This window comes from Verrucosispora sp. WMMD573 (genome assembly GCF_027497175.1).
GTDB lineage: Bacteria > Actinomycetota > Actinomycetes > Mycobacteriales > Micromonosporaceae > Micromonospora.
Window position 1 is genome coordinate 5,050,243 of record NZ_CP114901.1, and the last position, 18,306, is coordinate 5,068,548.

An 18,306-nucleotide genomic window follows, 5' to 3' on the forward strand; every position below is an offset into this window, starting at 1 on the left:
ATAACCGGGACTCGACGAATGTGTCTGCTTCGGCTCAGTTCTTCACGACTCCGCCGTTGAGCCCCGGCGTGAAGATCTCCGGGAACAACGTCCGCTCGGTCGACCGCCACAGGTAGGCGGCGCCGGCTGATCCGGCAGTGCCTCGGGCCGCGCCGAGAAACTGCTCGGCCAGCTCGGCGTGCCGCGCACGCCACGACCGCACCGCGTCGTCGAAGGCGGCCAGCGCCGCGCGGACCCGCTCGGCCGCCCGCAGGCCACCGTCGGTGCGGACGCGGTCGCGGTACTCGACGAAGGCGCGCGACAGGGACTGTTCGTCGGATCGGGCGACGAGCCGGGCCCGCTCCCCCGGGGTGAACCCGGGTGTGTTGAGAAATCGCGGATCCCGGGCCCCGCAGAGGAACTCGATCTCCCGATACTGTGCGGACTGGAAGCCACTCGACGAGCCGAGGGTCGCCCGGATCTCGTCGAACGACTCGGGTGTCAACGTGCTGAGCACGTCGAAGTGTCCGCTGAGCACCCGCATCGCCGCCGGCAGTCGTTCGATGTGCTCGGCGGCGACGTCCGCCCGGTCGCGGGTCAGCGCGTCCCGGGCGGACTCGACATGTCGCAGGATGACCGCGAACCACAACTCGCATGCCTGGTGGGCGGCGAAGAAGAGGGTGCGGTCCGGCTCGTCGCGTACGCAGGCGACGTCGAGCAGCTCGTCCAGTCTGAGGATCTCCCCGTACGCGCGGTCGCGGCGGGTGTCCGTCGGATTGGTCATCGGTGTGCAGGCCCTCCTCAGCAAGGTGCCGGGGTGGTGGTTCAGCGGTGCTGAAGCTCCCGCCGCCCCGCGCGCAGGGCACTCTTGTCGATCTTGCCGACGGGCGTACGAGGCAGTTCCGGCACCACGACCAGTTCGTCGGGCAGCTTGTACGGCGCCAACCCGCGGTCACGGATGTGCTCCCGGATCGTGCGCAGCGACAACGTCGTCGCCGCCGCCTCCGCCTCGGCGGTGAGCACCACGAACACGCAGATTCGTTCATCGATGGCGTCGTCGGGGATGCCGACGACCGCCGCGTCCCGCACCGACGGGTACGTCAACACGTGGCCCTCCACCTCCTCGGCGGAGACCTTCTCGCCAACGTGGTGGATGATGTCCTTGAGCCTGCCCTCGATGACGATGCGCCCGTCCTCGGTGAGCTTGGCCAGGTCACCGGTCCGGTAGAAGCCGTCGGGGGTGAACGCCCGGCGGTTGTGCTCCGGCGCGGCGAAGTAGCCCCGGATCGTGTACGGCCCCCGGGTGAGCAACTCGCCGGTGATCCCGGCCGCAAGCTCGCGATCCTCGGGGTCGACGATCTTGACCTCGTCGTCCGGGCAGATGGGCGTGCCCTCGGTGGTGTACACCACCTCCAGCGGATCATCGAGGCGGGTGTGGGTGATCAGGCCCTCGCCGATGCCGTAGACGTTCATGATGCGGCACCGCAGGCCCGACCTGACGCGTTCGGCCGCTGCGGGGCTGAACTTCGAACTGCCCACCTGGAGGGTCATGCCACTCATGTCCACCGGCGTGGTCTGCGCCGCCTCGGTCCACAGCAGGGCGAGTGCGGGTACCAGCGCGGTGTGGGTGACGCCCTCCCGGGCGATCAACGGAAAGACATGGTCCGGGCTGGGGTTGGCAGCCAGGACGGCCTTGCCGCCGACGAGTAACGCGCCCAGCGCCCCGGGGCAGCCGAGCGCGGCGTTGTGCGGTACGGGGTTGGCGGCCAGGTAGACGCTGTCCGCCCCGAAGCCGGTCACCTCGGCGCACGCGAAGATGTTGTAGGCGTAGTCGTCATGGGTACGGGGGATCAGCTTCGGCACGCCGGTGGTTCCGCCGGAGAGCAGTAGCAGGGCGACCTCGGCAGCGTCGACCGGTGGCAGGCGTCTCGGCTCGGTCCTGGCCAGCTCGGCCAGCGGGGTGAACTCGGCGCTGTCGCCGGCGATCACGACATGCCGCAGGCTCGGCACCTCGGCGCGGACCTCGCGGGCCAGCGCACGGTGGTCGAACCCCTGGAACCTGTCCGGGCCCAGGTATGCCACCGCGTTCGCGGCACGGGCCAGGTGGGTGATCTCGTCGCGGCGATGGCCGGGCAGGGCCAGCACCGGTATCGCGCCGATGCTGAACACCGCCAGCAGGACCGACAGGAACTCGTTGACGTTGGGCAGGTGCAGGACCAGGCGGTCGCGACTGCCGATGCCGAGGTCGAGCAGCCCCGCGGCGATCCGGTCCGCCTCGTCCGCCAGTTCGGCGTAGGTGACGCGACGAGCGGAATCCACCGTGGCCACCTTGTCCGGATGGCGACGGACGCTGTCGTCGAAGAGCTGCCGAAGGGAGAAACCCCGCCAGTACCCCGCCTGTCGGTAGCGTTCGGCGACGTCAGGCGGCCAGGGCACGAACCCGTCCAGCATCTGTCTGTCCTCCTTTGGTGCGGCGCTAACAGATTCCGGTAGCAGCCCAGAGCCCACGTCGCACCCGACAGAGCCTTGACAGATTGTCGGGACGAACGGGCGGACTCGGTGACGCTCGATGTCGTGAGCCGAACACGAAGATCCGACCGTCGGTGGGTTCGGACGCTCACCGGCGTCGAAGAGCCCACCGCGCGGCTGGTCTGCTTCCCGCACTCCGGAGGCACGGCCGCGGTGTACCGCCCGTGGTCCTCGATGCTGCCCGCCGACGTGGCCCTGCACGCCGTGCAGTACCCGGGCCACGCTGATCGACTTGCCGAGGAACCCGCCAGCAGCATCGCCGAGATGGCGACCCAGGTGGCCGCGGAACTGCTGCGGATGCCGCCGGCCGGGTGCGCACTTGTCGGACACAGCCTGGGCGCGCTGGTCGCCTACGAGACGGCACGGGCGCTGCGGGCCAACGGCAGCCCCGTGCACCACCTGTTCGTCTCGGGCGCGGCCGGGCCGTGGCTCGCCGGTGGCGGCACCACCCACCAACTCGGCGACGACGAGCTGTGGGCGGCGGTCGCGAAGCTCGGCGGGATCGAGCCGGAGATAGCCGACCAGACCGAACTGCGCGACCTGCTGCTGCCGGTGCTCCGATCGGACATCACCCTGCACGAGACCTACCGGCCCGCGCCGGACGCCGCGCCGCTGGACTGCCCGGTCCGTGGCTACTACAACACGGAGGACCCGCTGGTCGACGCCGACAAGGTCGCCGCGTGGGCCGTGGTCAACGAGCGCGGGTTCAGCATGCGTGCCTGGCCCGGCGGCCACTTCCGGTTGCTCTCCCATCCGGACGAGCTGGTCGGCGACGTCCTGGCGAGCCTGATGGAAAGTGGTGTGCCGCGGTGACCCTCGACGGCAGGTCGGTCGTCGTCACCGGCGCCGCCACCGGTATCGGTCTGGGAATCACCGAGTGCCTGGTGAAGTCGGGCGCAAACGTGACGATCGTCGGCCGTCGCGAGCAGCCGTTGCGGGACCTGGCGGAGCGGTACCCCGCCGCCGTGGCGGTGGTGGCGGCGGACGTGTGCGCACCGGAGACCGCCGGCCGGGTCGTCACCGTCGCCGCGGAGACCTTCGGCGGGCTCGACGCGGTGGTCAACAACGCCGGACTGGCCCGGTTCGGCCCGATCGACGCACTCGACCCGGCGTACCTCGACGAGATGTTCGCGGTGAACGTCCGCGCGCCCGCCGACCTGATCCGATGCGCGCTGCCGCTGCTGCGGGCCAGCAGCGGCAGCGTCGTCAACGTCTCCTCGGTCGGCGGCGTCCTGTCGATGCCGGGACGCGCCTACTACGGCGCGACCAAGGCCGCCCTCAACAGCCTCACCCGGTCCCTGGCCCGTGAACTCGCACCCGAGGTACGCGTCAACGCCATCCTTCCCGGGCCGGTCGACACCCCGATGTGGACCGACGCGGGACTTGACGACGCCGGCATCGAGCGACTGCGGGCCGACCTGGCCGCGTCCACCCCGATGGGACGCTTCGGCGACCCCACGGAGATCGGCCAATGGGTCTGCACGCTGCTCGACCCGGCGCTGTCCGGCTGGGTCACCGGCGCGCTGATACCCGTCGACGGCGGCCGCACCGCATGACACCCGCCCAGTCAGCACCAACCCTTCACCGAACAGAGGTGGTCAGAGCGTGAGCCCCGAGATCTCGTCCGCTGCCAGCTTCATCCCCTCCTCGTGTCTGCACACCATCTTCCGCGCCGCGCAGGAAACCGAGCGGCGAACCGGTGCCGAGGTGGTCAAGCTGCACGTCGGCGACCCGTACTTCCATCCCGCGGGCAACGTCGCCGACGCGTTCGTCGACGCCGTGCGGCGCGGCGACACCAAGTACACCGGCCCCGACGGGCTGCCCGAGCTGCGCGAGGCGGCGGTCGAGAAGCTGCGTACGGACAACGGTGTGGACACCGTGGTCGACCGGGTACTCGTCACACCTGGCTCGTGCGAGGGGCTCGCCGCCCTGTTCCAGACCCTCACCGAGCCCGGCGCCGAGATCCTGCTGCCGGAGCTGCACTGGCCGGTCCACCTGCAGCAGAGCCTGCTCGCCGGACTCCGGCCGGTGCTCTACTCGCTGGGGCCGGGTTTCCGCCCCGAGGTCGAGCGGATCGCGGCCGCCGCCGGCCCCCGGACCAAGGTGTTGCTGATCAACTCGCCCGCCAACCCAACCGGTGTGGTGCTGGATCCCGGAGAGATCAGCGCCCTGCTCGACCTGGCCCGCACGCGGGGTTGGCACGTGGTCAGCGACGAGGCGTACGAGCACTTCTGCTACGAACGCGAGCACCTCTCCGTCGCCTCGCTGGAACGCGACGTCCCGGTCGAGGAGCGCATCGTGCACAGCGTCTTCAGCTTCTCCAAGAGCTTCGCGATGACCGGCTACCGGCTGGGGTACGTCGCACTGGCCAACGATCACGCGGCCGACGTCATGCGGGTGGTCCAGGAGGCGAACATCATCGGCACCAACACCCCGGTGCAGCACGCCGGAGTGGCCGCGCTGGCCAGCCGGTCCGACGCCGCCGCCACCAACCGCAAACTGGTGCAGCGCAACCGGGACGTGGCCCTGCCGCCGCTGGTCCAGGCCGGGCTGCTCAGCGAACTGCCGGCCGGCGGCTGGTACGCGATGCTGGACGTGGCCCGGACCGGACTGGACGCCGAGACGTTCGCCCTGCGACTGCTGGAGCGCAAGGGCGTCGCCGTGGTCGCCGGCAACGGGTTCGCCATGCGTCCCCAACTCGATGACCGGGGCCACATCCGTACCCACGACTACGCCCCCTGGGCACGGCACCTGGTCCGAGTGGCGTTCTGCGTGGACCCCGGCTGGCTGGAGACCGGTGTACGCAGGATCTTGGAGTTCGTCGACGAGTGCGGCGACGAGGGTCACCACTCCGCCGAATGAGCCGGCACCCTGCCGTCGGCCCAGCGCCGGGCCGGCAGGTACGGCAGTCCGGGAGGCTCTCTGTGCGTTCGAGCGAGGAGGTGGGCACACCATGCCGGAGCCCGTGACAGGCACCGTCGCACCGCCACTGGTCGACCCGGCGCAGTTCCGTTCCCTCATGGCCGCACACCCCGCCGGGGTCGCCGTCGTGACGACCACGGCTACGGACGGTGCGCCTTGGGGGATGACCTGTTCGTCGGTGTGCAGCGTCTCGCTCCAGCCACCGACCCTGCTGGTGTGCCTGCGCGCCGCGAGCCCGACGCTGGCCGCACTGGTCGACGTGTCCACCTTCGCGGTCAATCTGCTGCGCGACCATGCCGAGCCGGTGGCGCAGCTGTTCGCCTCCGGTGCTCCGGACCGGTTCGAGAAGGTCTCGTGGGTGCCGGATCCGGAGTCCGGGATGCCACACCTGATCGACGACGCCCACACGGCCGCGGACTGCCGGGTCAGCAACGCCCTGCCCGTCGGGGACCACGTCGTGGTCTTCGGGACGGTACTGCGGGTACGCACCCACGCGGTCGCCCCGGTCAGCCCGCTGCTGTACGGCATGCGGCGGTACTGGTCGCTGGCCGTCACGCCCGCCCCGGAACGCGGCGGTCCCGACCCCGACGGCCGACCGTGAACGAGTCCTCTGGAGTCGAGATGAGCACTGTCCACACCGGCGCCCCGCCCGGCGCACCCCGCCCGACCGGCCCGAGGGCCCGGATCCCCGACTGCCCCCTGGGACGCACCGTGGAGGTCGTGGGCCCCTGGTGGACGTTGGAGATCCTGCACGAGTTGTTCAACGGCAACACTCGGCTCGGGATCATCCGCCACAATCTCGGGACACCCGTCGAGCTGCTCCTGGAGCGCCTCGCTGACCTGCGGACCAGGGGCCTGATCGAGCAGGTGGCCGAGGCCCCGGATCCGGACGGCCGAGAGTACCGGCTGACCCCCTTCGGCCGGACGCTTCGTCCGCTGCTGCTGGTCATCGCGGCGTGGGGCAATCATCGGCTCGCCCCCCAGGATCGCAGCGTCATCCTGGTCGACACGGAGACCGGTGCGGAGGTGGAGCCGGTCGTGGTGGACCGGCGCACGGGTCGGCGGATCGACAACGAGAACGTGGTGTTCGCCCGTGGCCCGAAGGCGAGCGCGATGGTCACGGCGCGGTACCCGAAGATCATGTTGACCACCTGAGGTCGTCGTCAGGAAGGGTGACGGTGCCCCGCCGCATGCGCGCCGTGAAAGGGTGTGCTGACGCCGTCATACCGCAGGCGGAGCATCATGCCCTGGTCGGCGTGCGGCAGATTGTGGCAGTGGTTCATCCAGATGCCCCGGTTGTTCGCCTGGAACACCACCTCCCACACCTCGCCGGGGCGGACGTCGAACGTGTCCATCCACAGCGGGCTGCCCGAGGACGGCTGGCCGTCGCGGGACAGGATCAGCACCGGATGGCCGTGCAGGTGCCATGGATGGGTCTCCAGACTCCGGTTGACCACGGTGAACCGGACGATGTCGCCCTCGGCTACGAGCTGGTCGGGGATCGACGGGTGGCCACGCCCGTTGACGGTGTGCGCGAAGGCGGGCCGTCCGTCGACCATGGCCAGCCCTCGGTCGAGTACGAGGGTGAAGTGCCGGTCCGCGGTCGCGGTACGCAGCGGCACGGGGGCCGAGGCCCCGTAGGTGAGCAGGTCCAGCTCCGGCCACGCGGCGGTGTTCTGCCCGGCAGCCGCACCGTCCGGCGCGCCCGGCCGCGGCCGTAGCCACACCGTGGCCACCCCGTCGACGAACAGCGCGACGGCGGTCTCCGGCATGGCGAACACCAGATCCCGGCGCCCACCTGCCGCGACCCGTACCGCGGTCCGGCTCGTCTCACCAGGCTCGTGCAGGTCCCGGCCGTCGACCGCGACCACCCGGAACGGGGTGCCGGCCAGCGCGAAGCGACGCGGGTCGGAATCGGTGTTGATCAGACGCAGCCGGACCCTCGCGCCCGCAGCCGCGACGTGCTCGACGCCCGCGACCGCCGCGCCGTCGCTGAACGTGTGCACGGGAACGACCAGGTCGAGATCCGCGGGGTCCGGATCCGTGCGAGGGGTCACGACGAGCACACCGTATAGACCGCGCCGCACACCGATGTGGGAGGCGTAGTGGGTGTGATACCAGTACGTCCCGACCTGGTCGGCACGGAACCGGTAGACGAAGGCGGCACCGGGCGCCACCGCCGGTTGGCTGAGGCCCGGCACCCCGTCCTCCCCGCACGGCACGTCGTAGCCGTGCCAGTGCAGGGTCACCCCCTCGTCGATGTCCTGGTTGACCAGCCTCACTTCGAGAAGGTCGCCCTGGACCGCGCTGAGCTGTGGACCGGGCACCGCGCCGTCGAAGGTCCAGGCGTCGATGTCCTTCCCGGCCGGCAGCCGCACCGCGGCCTTGCGGGCGGTCACCCCGTACGCGCGTCGAGCGCCGCCCGGGGCGGGAGTGTCCGGCCCACGCAGGTCGGCGACCGAGACCAGCGAACCCCGGCTCGGGCCGGGACCACCGCCAACCGTGTGTGCCGCCCCGGAGGACAGCGCCGCCAGGCCCGCGCCGGTGCCGGTCGCGCCGACAGCTGCCACGCCGCCGGCGACGCCGAGGAAGCCACGGCGGGACAGGCGCATCCCCGCGTCCGGGACCGCCGGCTCCGCGACGTCCGCGCCGGGCGCCGGGAGCGACCGTGCGGTCAGCAGGACGGCCGCCACCACCAGGCCGACCGTGATCAGCGCAGTCGGCAGGGTCAGCGGATACCCCACGAGGTAGGTGACCACGAAGCCGGCCAACGCGGCGTACCCGGCGGCGAACAGCGCGACGACGCCGACCTTCTCTCTGGCGGAACGCCGGGGCGCTCCGGTGGCCCGAGCCAGCAGCATCGGTCCGGCGGTCACCGCGGCGGCCAGCGTGGCCGCCCCGAGCAGCGGCAGCCCCAGCAGGACCTTCTCCTGGACGAACCACCAGCCCCGTCCGGCCAGCACCGCCACCGACACGGCCTTGGCCAGGGTGAGCACCAGTGCCGCGCCGAGCAGCACCAGGGCGGCTCTGGCGCGACCCCGTAGCGCGGTCACCCCGGCGGCGAGCCACGCGGCGGCGCCGAGCAGCGCCCAGACATGATCGAAGACGGTCAGCGCCGCCGTGGTCATGACCGGGTCGCGTGGCTGAGCTCGGTGCGCTGCCAGGCGATCTGGCGAGCCTCACGCACCACCCAGATGGTCACCCCGACGATGATCAGCCCGTTGACGGCGTGTACGCCGAAGATGAGGTGACCCGTCTCGGAACCCTCACCGAAGGACCTGGCGACCTCACGGATCAGCGACTGGATGAGCACCAGCCCGGCCACCAGGGCCGTCCTGCCGATGACCCGGCCGGGCATCCGGGCCAGCGCGGAGACAACCGCGAGCACCACTGCGGAGAAGAGGATCAGGTAGCCGAGGAAGCGATGCGGGGAGAACGCCTCCTCGGTCGGCGCGGAGTCGAACGCTCCGCTGGCGGCGAGATAGAACTGTGCGACCTCGGCGAGCAGCAACAGTGACGCCAGGCCCGCGAAGAGCTTCTTCATGGTGCCGATCCTGGTGCCGGGACAGCCCGTCGCGCATGATCCGAGGCGTGACTCCGGCTACGCGAATCCGCGTAGCCGGAGCCGGTCCGGATACGTCGCAGGGCGTAGTCGGCCACGCACCGGAGAGTGCGAGAGGTGCCGTAGGATCGCGGCATGAACCTGCGGGTGATGCCGGAACGACTGCGGGCCTGGCTCGACCGTCGACCTGCCTGGTTCGCGGACGTCCTGTTGGCACTGTTCATCACGGTGGTTCAGGTCCAGAGTGTCAGCGAGCACGGCGCCGTCCTTCCCGAGCCGATCGCCCGTCCCGCCTCGGATTTCGGGTACGCCGGCTACGGCCTGGTGGTGCTGAGTGGCCTGGCCGTCGTCGCCCGGCGCCGCTGGCCGGTCGCCGTGTTCGCGCTCACCGGCGCGACCAGCCTGGTCTACTTCGGTCTCGGGTTCCCCGACCGGATGTCCTGTCTCGGTCTGTTCGTCGCCCTGTACACCCTCGCCGCCTACGGCGACGGGCGTCGGTCGCTGCTGATCGCGGGTACGGGCACCGCGGTGCTGGCCGTCGGTTGGCTGGTCGCCGGTGCGGACGTTCAGCCGAGTGAAGCCCTGGGCTGGGTGCTCTTCCGAATCGGGGCGTCGGTCATCAGCATCACGCTCGGCGAGTCCGTCCGGTCCCGCAGGGTCATCGCCGCCGAAGCGCAGCGACGGGCCGAGCTGGCCGAGCGATCTCGCGAGGAGGAGACCCGGGCCCGGGTCGACGCCGAACGGTTACGGATCGCCCGCGAGGTCCACGACACCGTCGCACACGCCATCGCCATCATCAACGTGCAGGCCAGCGTCACGGCGCACGTGCTCGACAAGCGTCCGGCTCAGGCACGCGACGCGCTGCGAGCCATCGAGCAGACCAGTTCGCGGGCGCTGCACGAGATGCGCGCCGTGCTCGGCGTCCTACGCGAGGACGACGGGCGCGAACCGCACCCCGGTCTCGACCAGGTCGACGCGCTCGCCGGCAAGGCCCGCGAGGCCGGCCTGGACGTCACCATCGAACAGAGTCCGGCCGTGGCGTCGCTGCCGAGCGCGGTGGACAGCGCGGCCTACCGCATCGTCCAGGAATCGATCACCAACGTGATCCGTCACGTCGGGCCGACCCGGGTGAGCGTGACGATCGAGACCGTCTCCGACGCGCTGCGTATCCGGGTGGTCGACGAGGGTGCCCGTGACCCGGTGCTGGTCACGGTGGGTGCGGGTGGTCAATCGTCGAGCGGCCGTGGGATCGCTGGCATGCGGGAGCGCTGTCAACTGCTCGGCGGGGAGCTGCACGCCACGGCACGTCCCGGTGGCGGCTTCGAGGTCGTCGCCCGCCTGCCGCTCGCGCCGGTTGCGTCCCTCCCGTGACCGCCGTGCCCATCAAGGTGCTGCTCGCCGACGACGAGCGGCTGGTCCGCTCCGGTTTCCGGCTGCTGCTCGACCTGGAGGACGACATCACCGTGGTGGGCGAGGCCACCAACGGCGCCGAGGCCGTCGAACTGGCTCGCGCCACCCGACCCGACGTCGTCCTGATGGACATCCGCATGCCGCGACTCGACGGGATCCGCGCCGCGGCGCAGATCGCCGAGATGCCCGGCATGGACCAGGTCCGCATCCTCATCCTGACCACCTACGACACCGACGAGAACGTGTTCGAGGCCCTCCAGGCGGGTGCGAGCGGCTTCCTGCTCAAGGATGCCGGCCCTGCCGAGCTGCTGCACGCCATCCGGGTGATCGCCGCCGGAGACGCGTTGCTCGCTCCACGGGTCACCCGCCGGCTCATCAGCCAGTTCACCGCGCAGCGCAAGGCGGCGCAGGCCGGCGAGGACCGGCTCGCCGTGCTCACCGAACGCGAGCGTGAGGTGCTCGCCCTGGTGGCTCAGGGGCTGAGCAACGACGAGATCGGGGCTGCCCTGTTCCTCAGCCCGGCCACCGCGCGCACCCACGTCGGCCGCATCATGGGCAAGCTGGGTGCCCGCGACCGCGCGCAACTGGTGGCGATCGCTTACCAGACCGGTCTGGGCCAGTACACCGAGCAGCACTGATCCGGTCCCGCACCGCGCGGAAAGGAACAGGCAAGAGTCCACACGGGAGTGTCATCGGCCTGCCACCATCGGGCCATGAGCGAGCCCGCCCTCGGCGTCCGGTCCCTGGACCTGGTCGATCCAGCCACCTTCGTCGACAACGACGTGCATGGGTTCTGGCGGGACGTACGGGCGGAGCGTCCGGTCTACTGGCATCCGGCCACCGACAGCAATCCGGGGTTCTGGGTTGTTTCCCGGTACGCCGACGTCCAGGCGCTCTACCACGACGCGGCGCTCAGTTCCGAACGCGGCAACGTCCTGGATGTCGTGCTGCGGGGAGACGACTCCGCCGGCGGAAGCATGCTCGCGGTCACCGACGGACCGTCGCACCGGAAACTGCGCAACCTGATGTTCAGCGCCTTCACGCCGCGGGCGCTCGCCGAGGTGGTGACAAACGTTCAGCTCCGCTCCACCGAACTCGTGTCGGCGGTCGTGGGCGCGGGCTGCTTCGACTTCGCCGCCGAGGTGGCCGAGCAGATCCCGATGAACACCATCTGTGATCTGCTGTCGGTGCCGCGCGCCGATCGCAGGGACCTGCTGCGGTGGAACAAGATGGCCCTGTCGTCGGACCGGGCCGACAGCAGCGACCTCGACGCGCTCAGTGCCCGCAACGAGATCCTGCTCTACTTCGTCGAGCTGGCTGAGGAGCGGCGGAGCAAGCCGGGTGACGACGTCATCAGCATGTTGGCGAGCGCCGAGGTGGACGGGGTCGCGCTCACCGTCGAGGAGATCGCGGTCAACTGCTACAGCCTGATCCTCGGCGGTGACGAGACGTCCCGGATCTCGGCGATCTGCGCCGTGCTGGCCCTGATCGAGAACCCGGACCAGTGGGACGCCCTGCGGACCGGCACGGTCGATGTCGACTCGGCGGTGGAGGAGGTGCTCCGCTGGGCGACCCCGGGAATGCACGTGGCGCGTACCGCGCGCAACGATCTCACGATCCGTGAGCACCGGGTCGGTGCCGGCGACATCGTCACGCTGTGGAACATCTCGGCGAACAACGACGAGTCGGTCTTCCACCAACCACGACGGTTCACCCTGTCCAGGTCACCCAACAAGCATCTTTCGTTCGGCCACGGCCCGCACTACTGCCTTGGCGCGTTCCTCGGCCGCGCGGAGCTGCGGGCGCTGCTGACCGCCCTGACCAACCAGGTGACCCGGATGGAGCTGTGCGGGAAGCCCCGCCCCATCTACTCGAACTTCGTGTCCGGCTACGACACCCTGCCCGTCCGTTTCGAAATGTCGAGGTGACCGTGAAGAAAGCCGTCTGTGTCATCGGCGCGGGCCCGTCGGGTCTGATCGCGATGAAGGAACTGCTCGACGAGGGCCACACCGTGACCTGCTTCGATCACAACGCCGAGCTCGGCGGTGTGTTCCGCGCCGGGGCGGGCACCGACGAGCCGGGTGCCTACGACTCGACGTTGCTGACCATCTCCAACTACATGATGGCGTTCTCCTGCTTCCCGCCGCCGGAGAAGCAGGAGCGACGGTTCTGGACGGCGATCGAATACCGGCAGTACCTCCACGACTTCGCCGACGCCTTCGGCCTGCGTACCCTGATCCGCCCGCGTACCGACGTGCTGAGCGTCGCGCGGAGCGACAGCGGCGACGGCTACGTGGTCGAGACCGCGCCCGTGGACGATCCCACCGCCCGGGTCAGTCACCAGTTCGACGCCGTGGTCGTGTCCAGCGGCACCCACCGGGTCCCCAACAAGGTCAGCCTGCCGGGGCAGGAGGACTTCGCGGGCGTGGTGACCCATTCGGCCTTCTACCGCAACGCCGAACCGTTCCGCGGAAAGCGGGTCCTCTGCCTGGGCATCGGCGAGACCGCAGCCGACGTCGTCAACGAGATCGCCCAGGTGGCGGCCAGCTGCACCCTGTCGATACGCCGTTGGCAGTCCGTCGTCGCACGCTTTCCGGGCGACCGGCGGCACCCGAACGACGCCTACACCTCGGAGATGTTGAACGCGCTACCGCTATCGGCAGCCACGGCTGTCCACCGCATCGGCACGCGGATGGGCAAGCGGTTCGGCAAGACCGCCGCAAGCCGGGCGATAGCGGCGTGGAACTCGAACAACAAGAGTTTCTTCAACCACTTCCTGACCAAGAACGATGCGTTCATCCATCGGATCGTCGATGGCACGCTGACGGTCAACGCCTCCGGCATCGAGCGGCTGGGTGCGGACCACGTCGTGTTCAAGGACGGCCGGCGGGAGCAGATCGACACGATCATGCTGAACACCGGGTACACCGAGGACTTCACCCTCCTCAAGGACGTGCACATCACCGACGTGCGCCAGATGTACAAGCACATGATCCACCCCGAGCTCGGTACCGGCGTGGTGTTCATCGGATGGGCGCGGCCCGCCGCCGGCGGTGTGCCGGCGTGCTCGGAGATGCAGGCCCGTTACTTCGCGCTGCTGTGCAGCGGCAAACGGACGCTGCCGCCGCCGGAGCAGCTCGACGAGCTGATCAAGCGGCAGGCGACATACGAGGACGAGTTCTTCACCGGCAACCCCGAACTACGCACGCTGGTGCACTACAACCGGTACATGATCGATTTCGCCAGGGTGATCGGGTGTTCGCCGTGGCGTCCCGAGGTCTTCCGCAACCCGCGGCTGGCCTACCACCTGTGGTGCGGTTCGCAGGTGCCGCTCGTCTTCCGCCTGCACGGGCCGCACAGCGACCGCGAGACGGCCCAGCGGCGGGTTCTGGAGCTGCCGGTCGCCTTCAATCCCGCGGAGATCATCCTGGCCACCGCGCTCACCGGTGTCACCCGCGCGCTGGGCGCGGTGGGCCTGGTCAAACGCGACGGCGTCTACTGACCTGCTCCGCAGCTCGGGTGCTGCCCGCGACCGACCGGCCGGGCAGCACCCGAACCTGGCTACCTGGACTGCGCCATCAGCTCGGCCAGATCGGCCAGGCTCTCGGCCTCGAACACCGAACGCATCGGCACGGTCACGCCCAACTCCTTGCGCATCCGGCTGGCCAGCTTGGCGGCGAGCACCGAGTGTCCGCCCAGCTCGAAGAAGTTGTCCTGCGGACGCACCTCGGCGATCTCCAGCGTCTCGGCCACCAGGCCGCACAGCCGAGCCTCCAGCGACGGCGCGGGGCCCGAGCCGTCGACTGCGGGCTCGCCGTCGGGCGTACCGGCGGCCCGCGACAGGTCAGGGAGCTGCTCGGCCGGAGCCGTCGCCGCCCGCTCGGCCAACGCCTTACGGTCGATCTTGCCGTTGGGCAGGGTGGGCATCCGGTCGAGCACGACAACGGCGGACGGCACCATGTGCTCGGGCAGTGCGGCCCGGGCGTGCTCGCGTACCTGCGTCGCCACCATCGCCTGCTGTCCCGAAGCTGTCACGTAGGCGACGATGTGCTGCGACGAGGCGTCGGTGCCGGCCAGCACCGCCACGGCCAACTCCACCGCCGGATGCCCCTCCAGGCGTGTCTCGACCTCGCCCAGTTCCACCCGGAAGCCGCGTACCTTCACCTGGTCGTCGACGCGCCCGGTGAAGTAGAGCTGCCCGTCGGCCCCGCGCCTGCCACGGTCTCCGGACCGGTACATCCGGCTGCCCGGCGGGCCGTAGGGGTTGGCGACGAACCGTGCCGCGGTCAGGCCCGGACGGTGCAGATATCCCCGGGCCATGCCGCTGCCGGCCAGGTAGAGCTCCCCCTCGTCGCCGTCCCGCAGCTCGTCCAGGTGCTCGTCGAGCACGTGCACCGCGCTGCCGTCCCAGGGCGAGCCGATGCTCACCGTCTCCTGCACGCCCTCGACCGGTCCACCGATCGACGTGCCGACGGTCACCTCGGTCGGACCGTAGCCGTTGAACAGCCGCCGACCCCGCGACCACTGCGTCGCCAGGGCTCGGGTGCAGACGTCTCCGGTGGAGGTGAGCGTGCCGCCGGGCAGCAGCCCCGCGCTGTCGGTGATGCTCAGCGCCACCGGGGGCAGCGTGGCGTGGTCCACCTCGTACTTCACCATCGTGTCGCGCAGCGGCTCGCCGGGCATCAGGTCGTCCTGCTCGGCCATCACCAGCGTCGCGCCGTGCATGAGGGCCATGGTGAAGTCCCAGAACCAGGCGTCGAAGCTGAACGAGGCCCACTGCAGCACCCGGTCGCCGGGACGGATGCCGTACACCCGGATCTGCGTGGCGACCAGGTCCGCCATCCCGGCGTGGGTGAGCGCGACTCCCTTGGGTACGCCGGTCGAGCCGGAGGTGTAGATGACGTACATCAGGTTGTCGGCGGTCAACGGCGCCAGCCGCTCCTGCGCGGTGACGTTGTCCCCGCGCTCGCTCGCGCACTGCGCCACGAACGCGGGATCGTCGAGCACGATCTCCGGCACGCCCAGCTCCAGCGATGCGACGCCGCTGGTCCGAATCGACAGCATGGCACGTGCGTCGGTGACCATGTGGGTCAGCCGCTCGACCGGATAGGTCGGATCGAGCGGCAGGTACGCGCCGCCGGCCTTCAGCACGGCGAGAACCGCCGTGATCAGGGCGTCCGAGCGCGGCACCGCGACCGCGACCAACGAATCCGGACCCACACCGGCCGCGATGAGCCGACGGGCCATCCGATTCGCTCGCGCGTTCAGTTCCGCGTACCCGACGGTGGTCTCGCCGAAGATGACCGACGGAGCATCACCGGCCCTCAGCACGCTCGCCTCAAAGAACTCCGAAACAGTGTCCACTCCGCCTCCGACGCAGCTTTCCTGCCGATGTGGTACCGAACATAGCTGTGGTCGCACGGCCCTTCGCCGTACGCTTTCCCGGATCTTTCAATCTCCTTGCACGCCGACGGACCGCGAGGTCGAATTCATGGCGTACGCACCGACTCACGTCGAACGGTTCTTCTTCGAGACCGCGGTGACGGCTCGCCGCGGGTCCACCCGGGGCGTGGACGCCCGTGATCCGGGCTCGACGAAGAAGCCGCGCCCCCAGACCGTGCGGATCGCGAGGCCGACGATCTCCAAGCGCCGGCGCAGCCGCATGACGTGCAGGTCCAACGCGTTGCTCGACGAGCTGGCCCCGGAGCTTTCCAGGATCTCCCGCAGCTCGGTCCGGTAGACCAGCTGGCCGTACCTGGTCAGCAGCGGCGCCAACATCTCGCACTGCATCAGGGAGAGCGTGACGGACGTGTTGTTGAAGTACAGCATCCCGGCCGGGTCCAACACCGGCTTCTCGTTGAGCACGGCCCGGGCCGCCAACTGACGGACCCGGACCTGGAGGTCTTCTCGTCCGATGGGTGGGCGCACCCAGTCCTCGTATAGGCTGAGTTGGTCCGGCGGCGCCGCGCCGTGCTCCACGATCAGCAGACAGAGGTGCTGCTGTTCGTGGCATTCCGCGCGGATGTCGCTCTCCGCAGGCCAACGAACGAACTTAACCCGATTCTTGACATCGACCATCGCCTGCATCCCCCATAGCCACCATGTCTCGATGGGAACTAAGAAATGCCACCCTTGAGACTCCTCACAGGTCTGTCTGTTTTGCGTCCCAGCGCTGAACCGGTGCGCCGGTCACCAGCGGGTGGTCTCGTCGGTCCGGCCCGGAGGGCGATGCCGGTGATCCGAGCTTCCCGTCGCGCCTCAGTGACCAGCGCACCAGCGGCCCGGTCACCGCCGTGGTGAGCACGGCGACGAGCACGAGGACGCTGTATCCCAACTGGTTGAGAAGGCCGGCCTGGTATCCGATGCTCAGCACCACCAGCTCGGTGACCCCTCGGCAATTCATCAGGATCCCGAACCGCAGCGCCTCGCCGTTCGGCATACCGGCCAACCGCGCCGCCCCGCCCGCCCCGACGATCTTGGTCACGACGGCCGCCACGAACACCCCGGCGAGCACCAACCAGGTGATCGGCGCGGTGCCGAGCAGCCCGACCGAGGTCGTCAGGCCGACACCGGCGAAGAACAGCGGTAACAGGATGAGCAGGGTGAAGCCCTCCAACTGCTGACAGATCCGTTCCACGACCAGCGAGTCGCGCGGTACGGCGACGCCGAACAGGAAGGCGCCGACCACCGGATGCAGTTGGATGGACTGGGTGAGCACCGAGTAGCCGATCGCTCCGGCCACCAGCACCACCGTCAACGACTGGCCAGAGCCCAGCCGCCGGACCAACGCCAGCAGCAGCGGGCGAACGCACAGGACGGTCACGAGCACCAGCGCGGCCCCGAGCAGCAGGACGCGCAGACCCCCGCCGGCCGCGCCCTGCCCGGCCAGTAGGAAGGCCAGCACCAGCCAGAGCAGACCGTCACCGATGGCCGCTGCCGACACGGACAGCACACCGACGCTGGTGTGCCGCAGTTTCAGGTCGTCGAGGATGCGCGCCAGCACGGGTAACGCGGTCACCGCCATGGCCAACCCGACGAACATCATCGTGCCCACCGGCGAGCCCTGCGAGCCGACGAACAGCCCGCCGGCGGCGGCGACGATGCCCATCCCGGCCAGCCACGGCAGACCCATGCCGGCGACCACCACCGCCCCGACCACGCCCTTACGCTCGATCCGGTCAATACGCAGTTCACAGCCGAGCAGGAAGACGAAGATGACCAGACCCAGTTGCGCGACCTGGTCCAGCCCTTCCGTCACGGCCGGGGGAAACAGGAACCCGGTCGCCGCCGGCCAGACCGCGCCGAGCAGGGACGGGCCGAGCACCAGGCCGCCCACCATCTCGCCGACCACCGAGGGCTGGCCGAACCGGCGGGCCAGTCCTGCGCATACCTGGCAGGTCACCAGGACCACCGCGACCGCGAGCAGGAACCGGGTGAGCGTGCCCCCGTCGTGCGACCCTGCCGTGTCCCACAGCGGCACCGTGCTCGCCAGCACGACCAGGCCGACTGTCGCACCGAGCAGGGTCCGGACCCGGGTGGACAGGGTCATCACGCCCGCGAGCCGGTCGACGGGGCCGAGTCCGGGCTAGTGCCGGCGCCGCCGTACTCGGGCACGGCGTCCCGCAGGCTCTTCGGCCGCATGTCGGCCCAGGACCTGTCGATGTGGTCGACGACCTCCCGTCGGGGCGCCGGACCGTACACCACCTGCCAACCGGCCGGCACGGTGATGCCTGTCGGCCACAGCGAATACTGCTCCTCGTCGTTGCGTAGGGCCAGGAATTCTTGACTGTCGTCGTCGAACGGATTGGACACGCGGACAACCCCTCAGGATCTCGAATGGCTTCCGGATGGCGACGGGCAAGGGTTGTGGCAGGCCCCAGTCCTCGTGGCTGGTGTGGTGGTGG

Annotated in this window: 17 protein-coding genes; 9 read left to right on the forward strand and 8 right to left on the reverse strand. The window is 70.1% G+C overall.

From position 1 onward, the window contains the following. Positions 1 to 34: 34 nt before the first annotated feature. Positions 35 to 763, reverse strand: coding sequence for a tryptophan 2,3-dioxygenase family protein (locus O7601_RS23005; protein ID WP_281563162.1), 729 nt, complete (start codon positions 761 to 763; stop codon positions 35 to 37). A 41-nt stretch (positions 764 to 804) separates the two neighbouring features. Beyond that, on the reverse strand, positions 805 to 2,430 hold the full coding sequence (locus O7601_RS23010) for an AMP-binding protein (protein WP_281563163.1): 1,626 nt from the start codon (positions 2,428 to 2,430) through the stop codon (positions 805 to 807). 123 nt (positions 2,431 to 2,553) lie between these two features. Here O7601_RS23010 and O7601_RS23015 point away from each other — a divergent pair, with 123 nt between their 5' ends. The 5 genes from O7601_RS23015 to O7601_RS23035 all read left to right on the forward strand — a co-directional run bounded on the left by O7601_RS23015 (position 2,554) and on the right by O7601_RS23035 (position 6,585). After that, a complete protein-coding gene (locus O7601_RS23015) occupies positions 2,554 to 3,321 on the forward strand; it encodes an alpha/beta fold hydrolase (protein ID WP_281563164.1) in 768 nt (255 codons plus the stop codon). Continuing rightward, a complete protein-coding gene (locus O7601_RS23020; protein WP_281563165.1) occupies positions 3,318 to 4,064 on the forward strand; it encodes an SDR family oxidoreductase in 747 nt (248 codons plus the stop codon). Before O7601_RS23015 ends, O7601_RS23020 begins: the two co-directional genes overlap by 4 nt. A 49-nt stretch (positions 4,065 to 4,113) precedes the next feature. Then, positions 4,114 to 5,370: a pyridoxal phosphate-dependent aminotransferase gene (locus tag O7601_RS23025; RefSeq protein WP_281563166.1), complete on the forward strand. Its 1,257-nt coding sequence runs from the start codon at positions 4,114 to 4,116 to the stop codon at positions 5,368 to 5,370. Positions 5,371 to 5,461: 91 nt separating this feature from the next. Continuing rightward, positions 5,462 to 6,031, forward strand: a complete 570-nt coding sequence (locus O7601_RS23030; protein WP_281563167.1) for a flavin reductase family protein — start codon at positions 5,462 to 5,464, stop codon at positions 6,029 to 6,031. 20 nt (positions 6,032 to 6,051) lie between these two features. Continuing rightward, on the forward strand, positions 6,052 to 6,585 hold the full coding sequence (locus O7601_RS23035; RefSeq protein WP_281563168.1) for a helix-turn-helix domain-containing protein: 534 nt from the start codon (positions 6,052 to 6,054) through the stop codon (positions 6,583 to 6,585). Between the two features lie 8 nt (positions 6,586 to 6,593). Here O7601_RS23035 and O7601_RS23040 read toward each other — a convergent pair whose 3' ends face one another. Next, positions 6,594 to 8,558: a multicopper oxidase family protein gene (locus O7601_RS23040; protein ID WP_281563169.1), complete on the reverse strand. Its 1,965-nt coding sequence runs from the start codon at positions 8,556 to 8,558 to the stop codon at positions 6,594 to 6,596. After that, complete coding sequence (locus O7601_RS23045; RefSeq protein ID WP_281563170.1) at positions 8,555 to 8,974, reverse strand: DUF6220 domain-containing protein; 420 nt, start codon at positions 8,972 to 8,974, stop codon at positions 8,555 to 8,557. The genes O7601_RS23040 and O7601_RS23045 overlap by 4 nt, the downstream gene beginning before the upstream one ends. A 153-nt stretch (positions 8,975 to 9,127) precedes the next feature. Here O7601_RS23045 and O7601_RS23050 point away from each other — a divergent pair, with 153 nt between their 5' ends. From O7601_RS23050 to O7601_RS23065, 4 genes are all read left to right on the forward strand, one after another. Further along, on the forward strand, positions 9,128 to 10,363 hold the full coding sequence (locus O7601_RS23050) for a sensor histidine kinase (RefSeq protein WP_281563171.1): 1,236 nt from the start codon (positions 9,128 to 9,130) through the stop codon (positions 10,361 to 10,363). Positions 10,364 to 10,368: 5 nt separating this feature from the next. Continuing rightward, positions 10,369 to 11,040, forward strand: coding sequence for a response regulator transcription factor (locus tag O7601_RS23055; protein ID WP_281567011.1), 672 nt, complete (start codon positions 10,369 to 10,371; stop codon positions 11,038 to 11,040). Between the two features lie 75 nt (positions 11,041 to 11,115). Continuing rightward, entirely contained in the window at positions 11,116 to 12,330 is a 1,215-nt protein-coding gene (locus tag O7601_RS23060; protein WP_281563172.1) for a cytochrome P450, read from the forward strand. Further along, positions 12,327 to 13,904 carry an NAD(P)-binding domain-containing protein gene (locus O7601_RS23065; protein ID WP_281563173.1) on the forward strand — a complete coding sequence of 526 codons (1,578 nt, stop codon included), beginning with the start codon at positions 12,327 to 12,329 and terminating at the stop codon, positions 13,902 to 13,904. The genes O7601_RS23060 and O7601_RS23065 overlap by 4 nt, the downstream gene beginning before the upstream one ends. A 59-nt stretch (positions 13,905 to 13,963) precedes the next feature. Here the strand turns inward: O7601_RS23065 and O7601_RS23070 are convergent, their stop codons facing one another. From O7601_RS23070 to O7601_RS23085, 4 genes are all read right to left on the reverse strand, one after another. Then, positions 13,964 to 15,766, reverse strand: coding sequence for a non-ribosomal peptide synthetase (locus O7601_RS23070; RefSeq protein WP_281563174.1), 1,803 nt, complete (start codon positions 15,764 to 15,766; stop codon positions 13,964 to 13,966). A 144-nt stretch (positions 15,767 to 15,910) separates the two neighbouring features. After that, a complete protein-coding gene (locus tag O7601_RS23075; protein WP_281563175.1) occupies positions 15,911 to 16,480 on the reverse strand; it encodes a helix-turn-helix domain-containing protein in 570 nt (189 codons plus the stop codon). A 64-nt stretch (positions 16,481 to 16,544) separates the two neighbouring features. Then, the gene (locus O7601_RS23080) at positions 16,545 to 17,951 is read right to left on the reverse strand and encodes a cation:proton antiporter (RefSeq protein ID WP_281567012.1); all 1,407 of its coding nucleotides are present in this window, start codon (positions 17,949 to 17,951) and stop codon (positions 16,545 to 16,547) included. Next, complete coding sequence (locus O7601_RS23085) at positions 17,951 to 18,214, reverse strand: MbtH family protein (RefSeq protein ID WP_281563176.1); 264 nt, start codon at positions 18,212 to 18,214, stop codon at positions 17,951 to 17,953. The genes O7601_RS23080 and O7601_RS23085 overlap by 1 nt, the downstream gene beginning before the upstream one ends. Positions 18,215 to 18,306: the final 92 nt, after the last annotated feature.

Bases quoted from the DNA above. Each gene is read 5' to 3' on its own strand.
- O7601_RS23005 (WP_281563162.1), bottom strand. From the start codon at position 763: ATGACCAATCCGACGGACACCCGCCGCGACCGCGCGTACGGGGAGATC.
- O7601_RS23010 (WP_281563163.1), bottom strand. From the start codon at position 2,430: ATGCTGGACGGGTTCGTGCCCTGGCCGCCTGACGTCGCCGAACGCTAC.
- O7601_RS23030 (WP_281563167.1), top strand. From the start codon at position 5,462: ATGCCGGAGCCCGTGACAGGCACCGTCGCACCGCCACTGGTCGACCCG.
- O7601_RS23035 (WP_281563168.1), top strand. From the start codon at position 6,052: ATGAGCACTGTCCACACCGGCGCCCCGCCCGGCGCACCCCGCCCGACC.
- O7601_RS23040 (WP_281563169.1), bottom strand. From the start codon at position 8,558: ATGACCACGGCGGCGCTGACCGTCTTCGATCATGTCTGGGCGCTGCTC.
- O7601_RS23045 (WP_281563170.1), bottom strand. From the start codon at position 8,974: ATGAAGAAGCTCTTCGCGGGCCTGGCGTCACTGTTGCTGCTCGCCGAG.
- O7601_RS23050 (WP_281563171.1), top strand. From the start codon at position 9,128: ATGAACCTGCGGGTGATGCCGGAACGACTGCGGGCCTGGCTCGACCGT.
- O7601_RS23060 (WP_281563172.1), top strand. From the start codon at position 11,116: ATGAGCGAGCCCGCCCTCGGCGTCCGGTCCCTGGACCTGGTCGATCCA.
- O7601_RS23075 (WP_281563175.1), bottom strand. From the start codon at position 16,480: ATGGTCGATGTCAAGAATCGGGTTAAGTTCGTTCGTTGGCCTGCGGAG.
- O7601_RS23080 (WP_281567012.1), bottom strand. From the start codon at position 17,951: ATGACCCTGTCCACCCGGGTCCGGACCCTGCTCGGTGCGACAGTCGGC.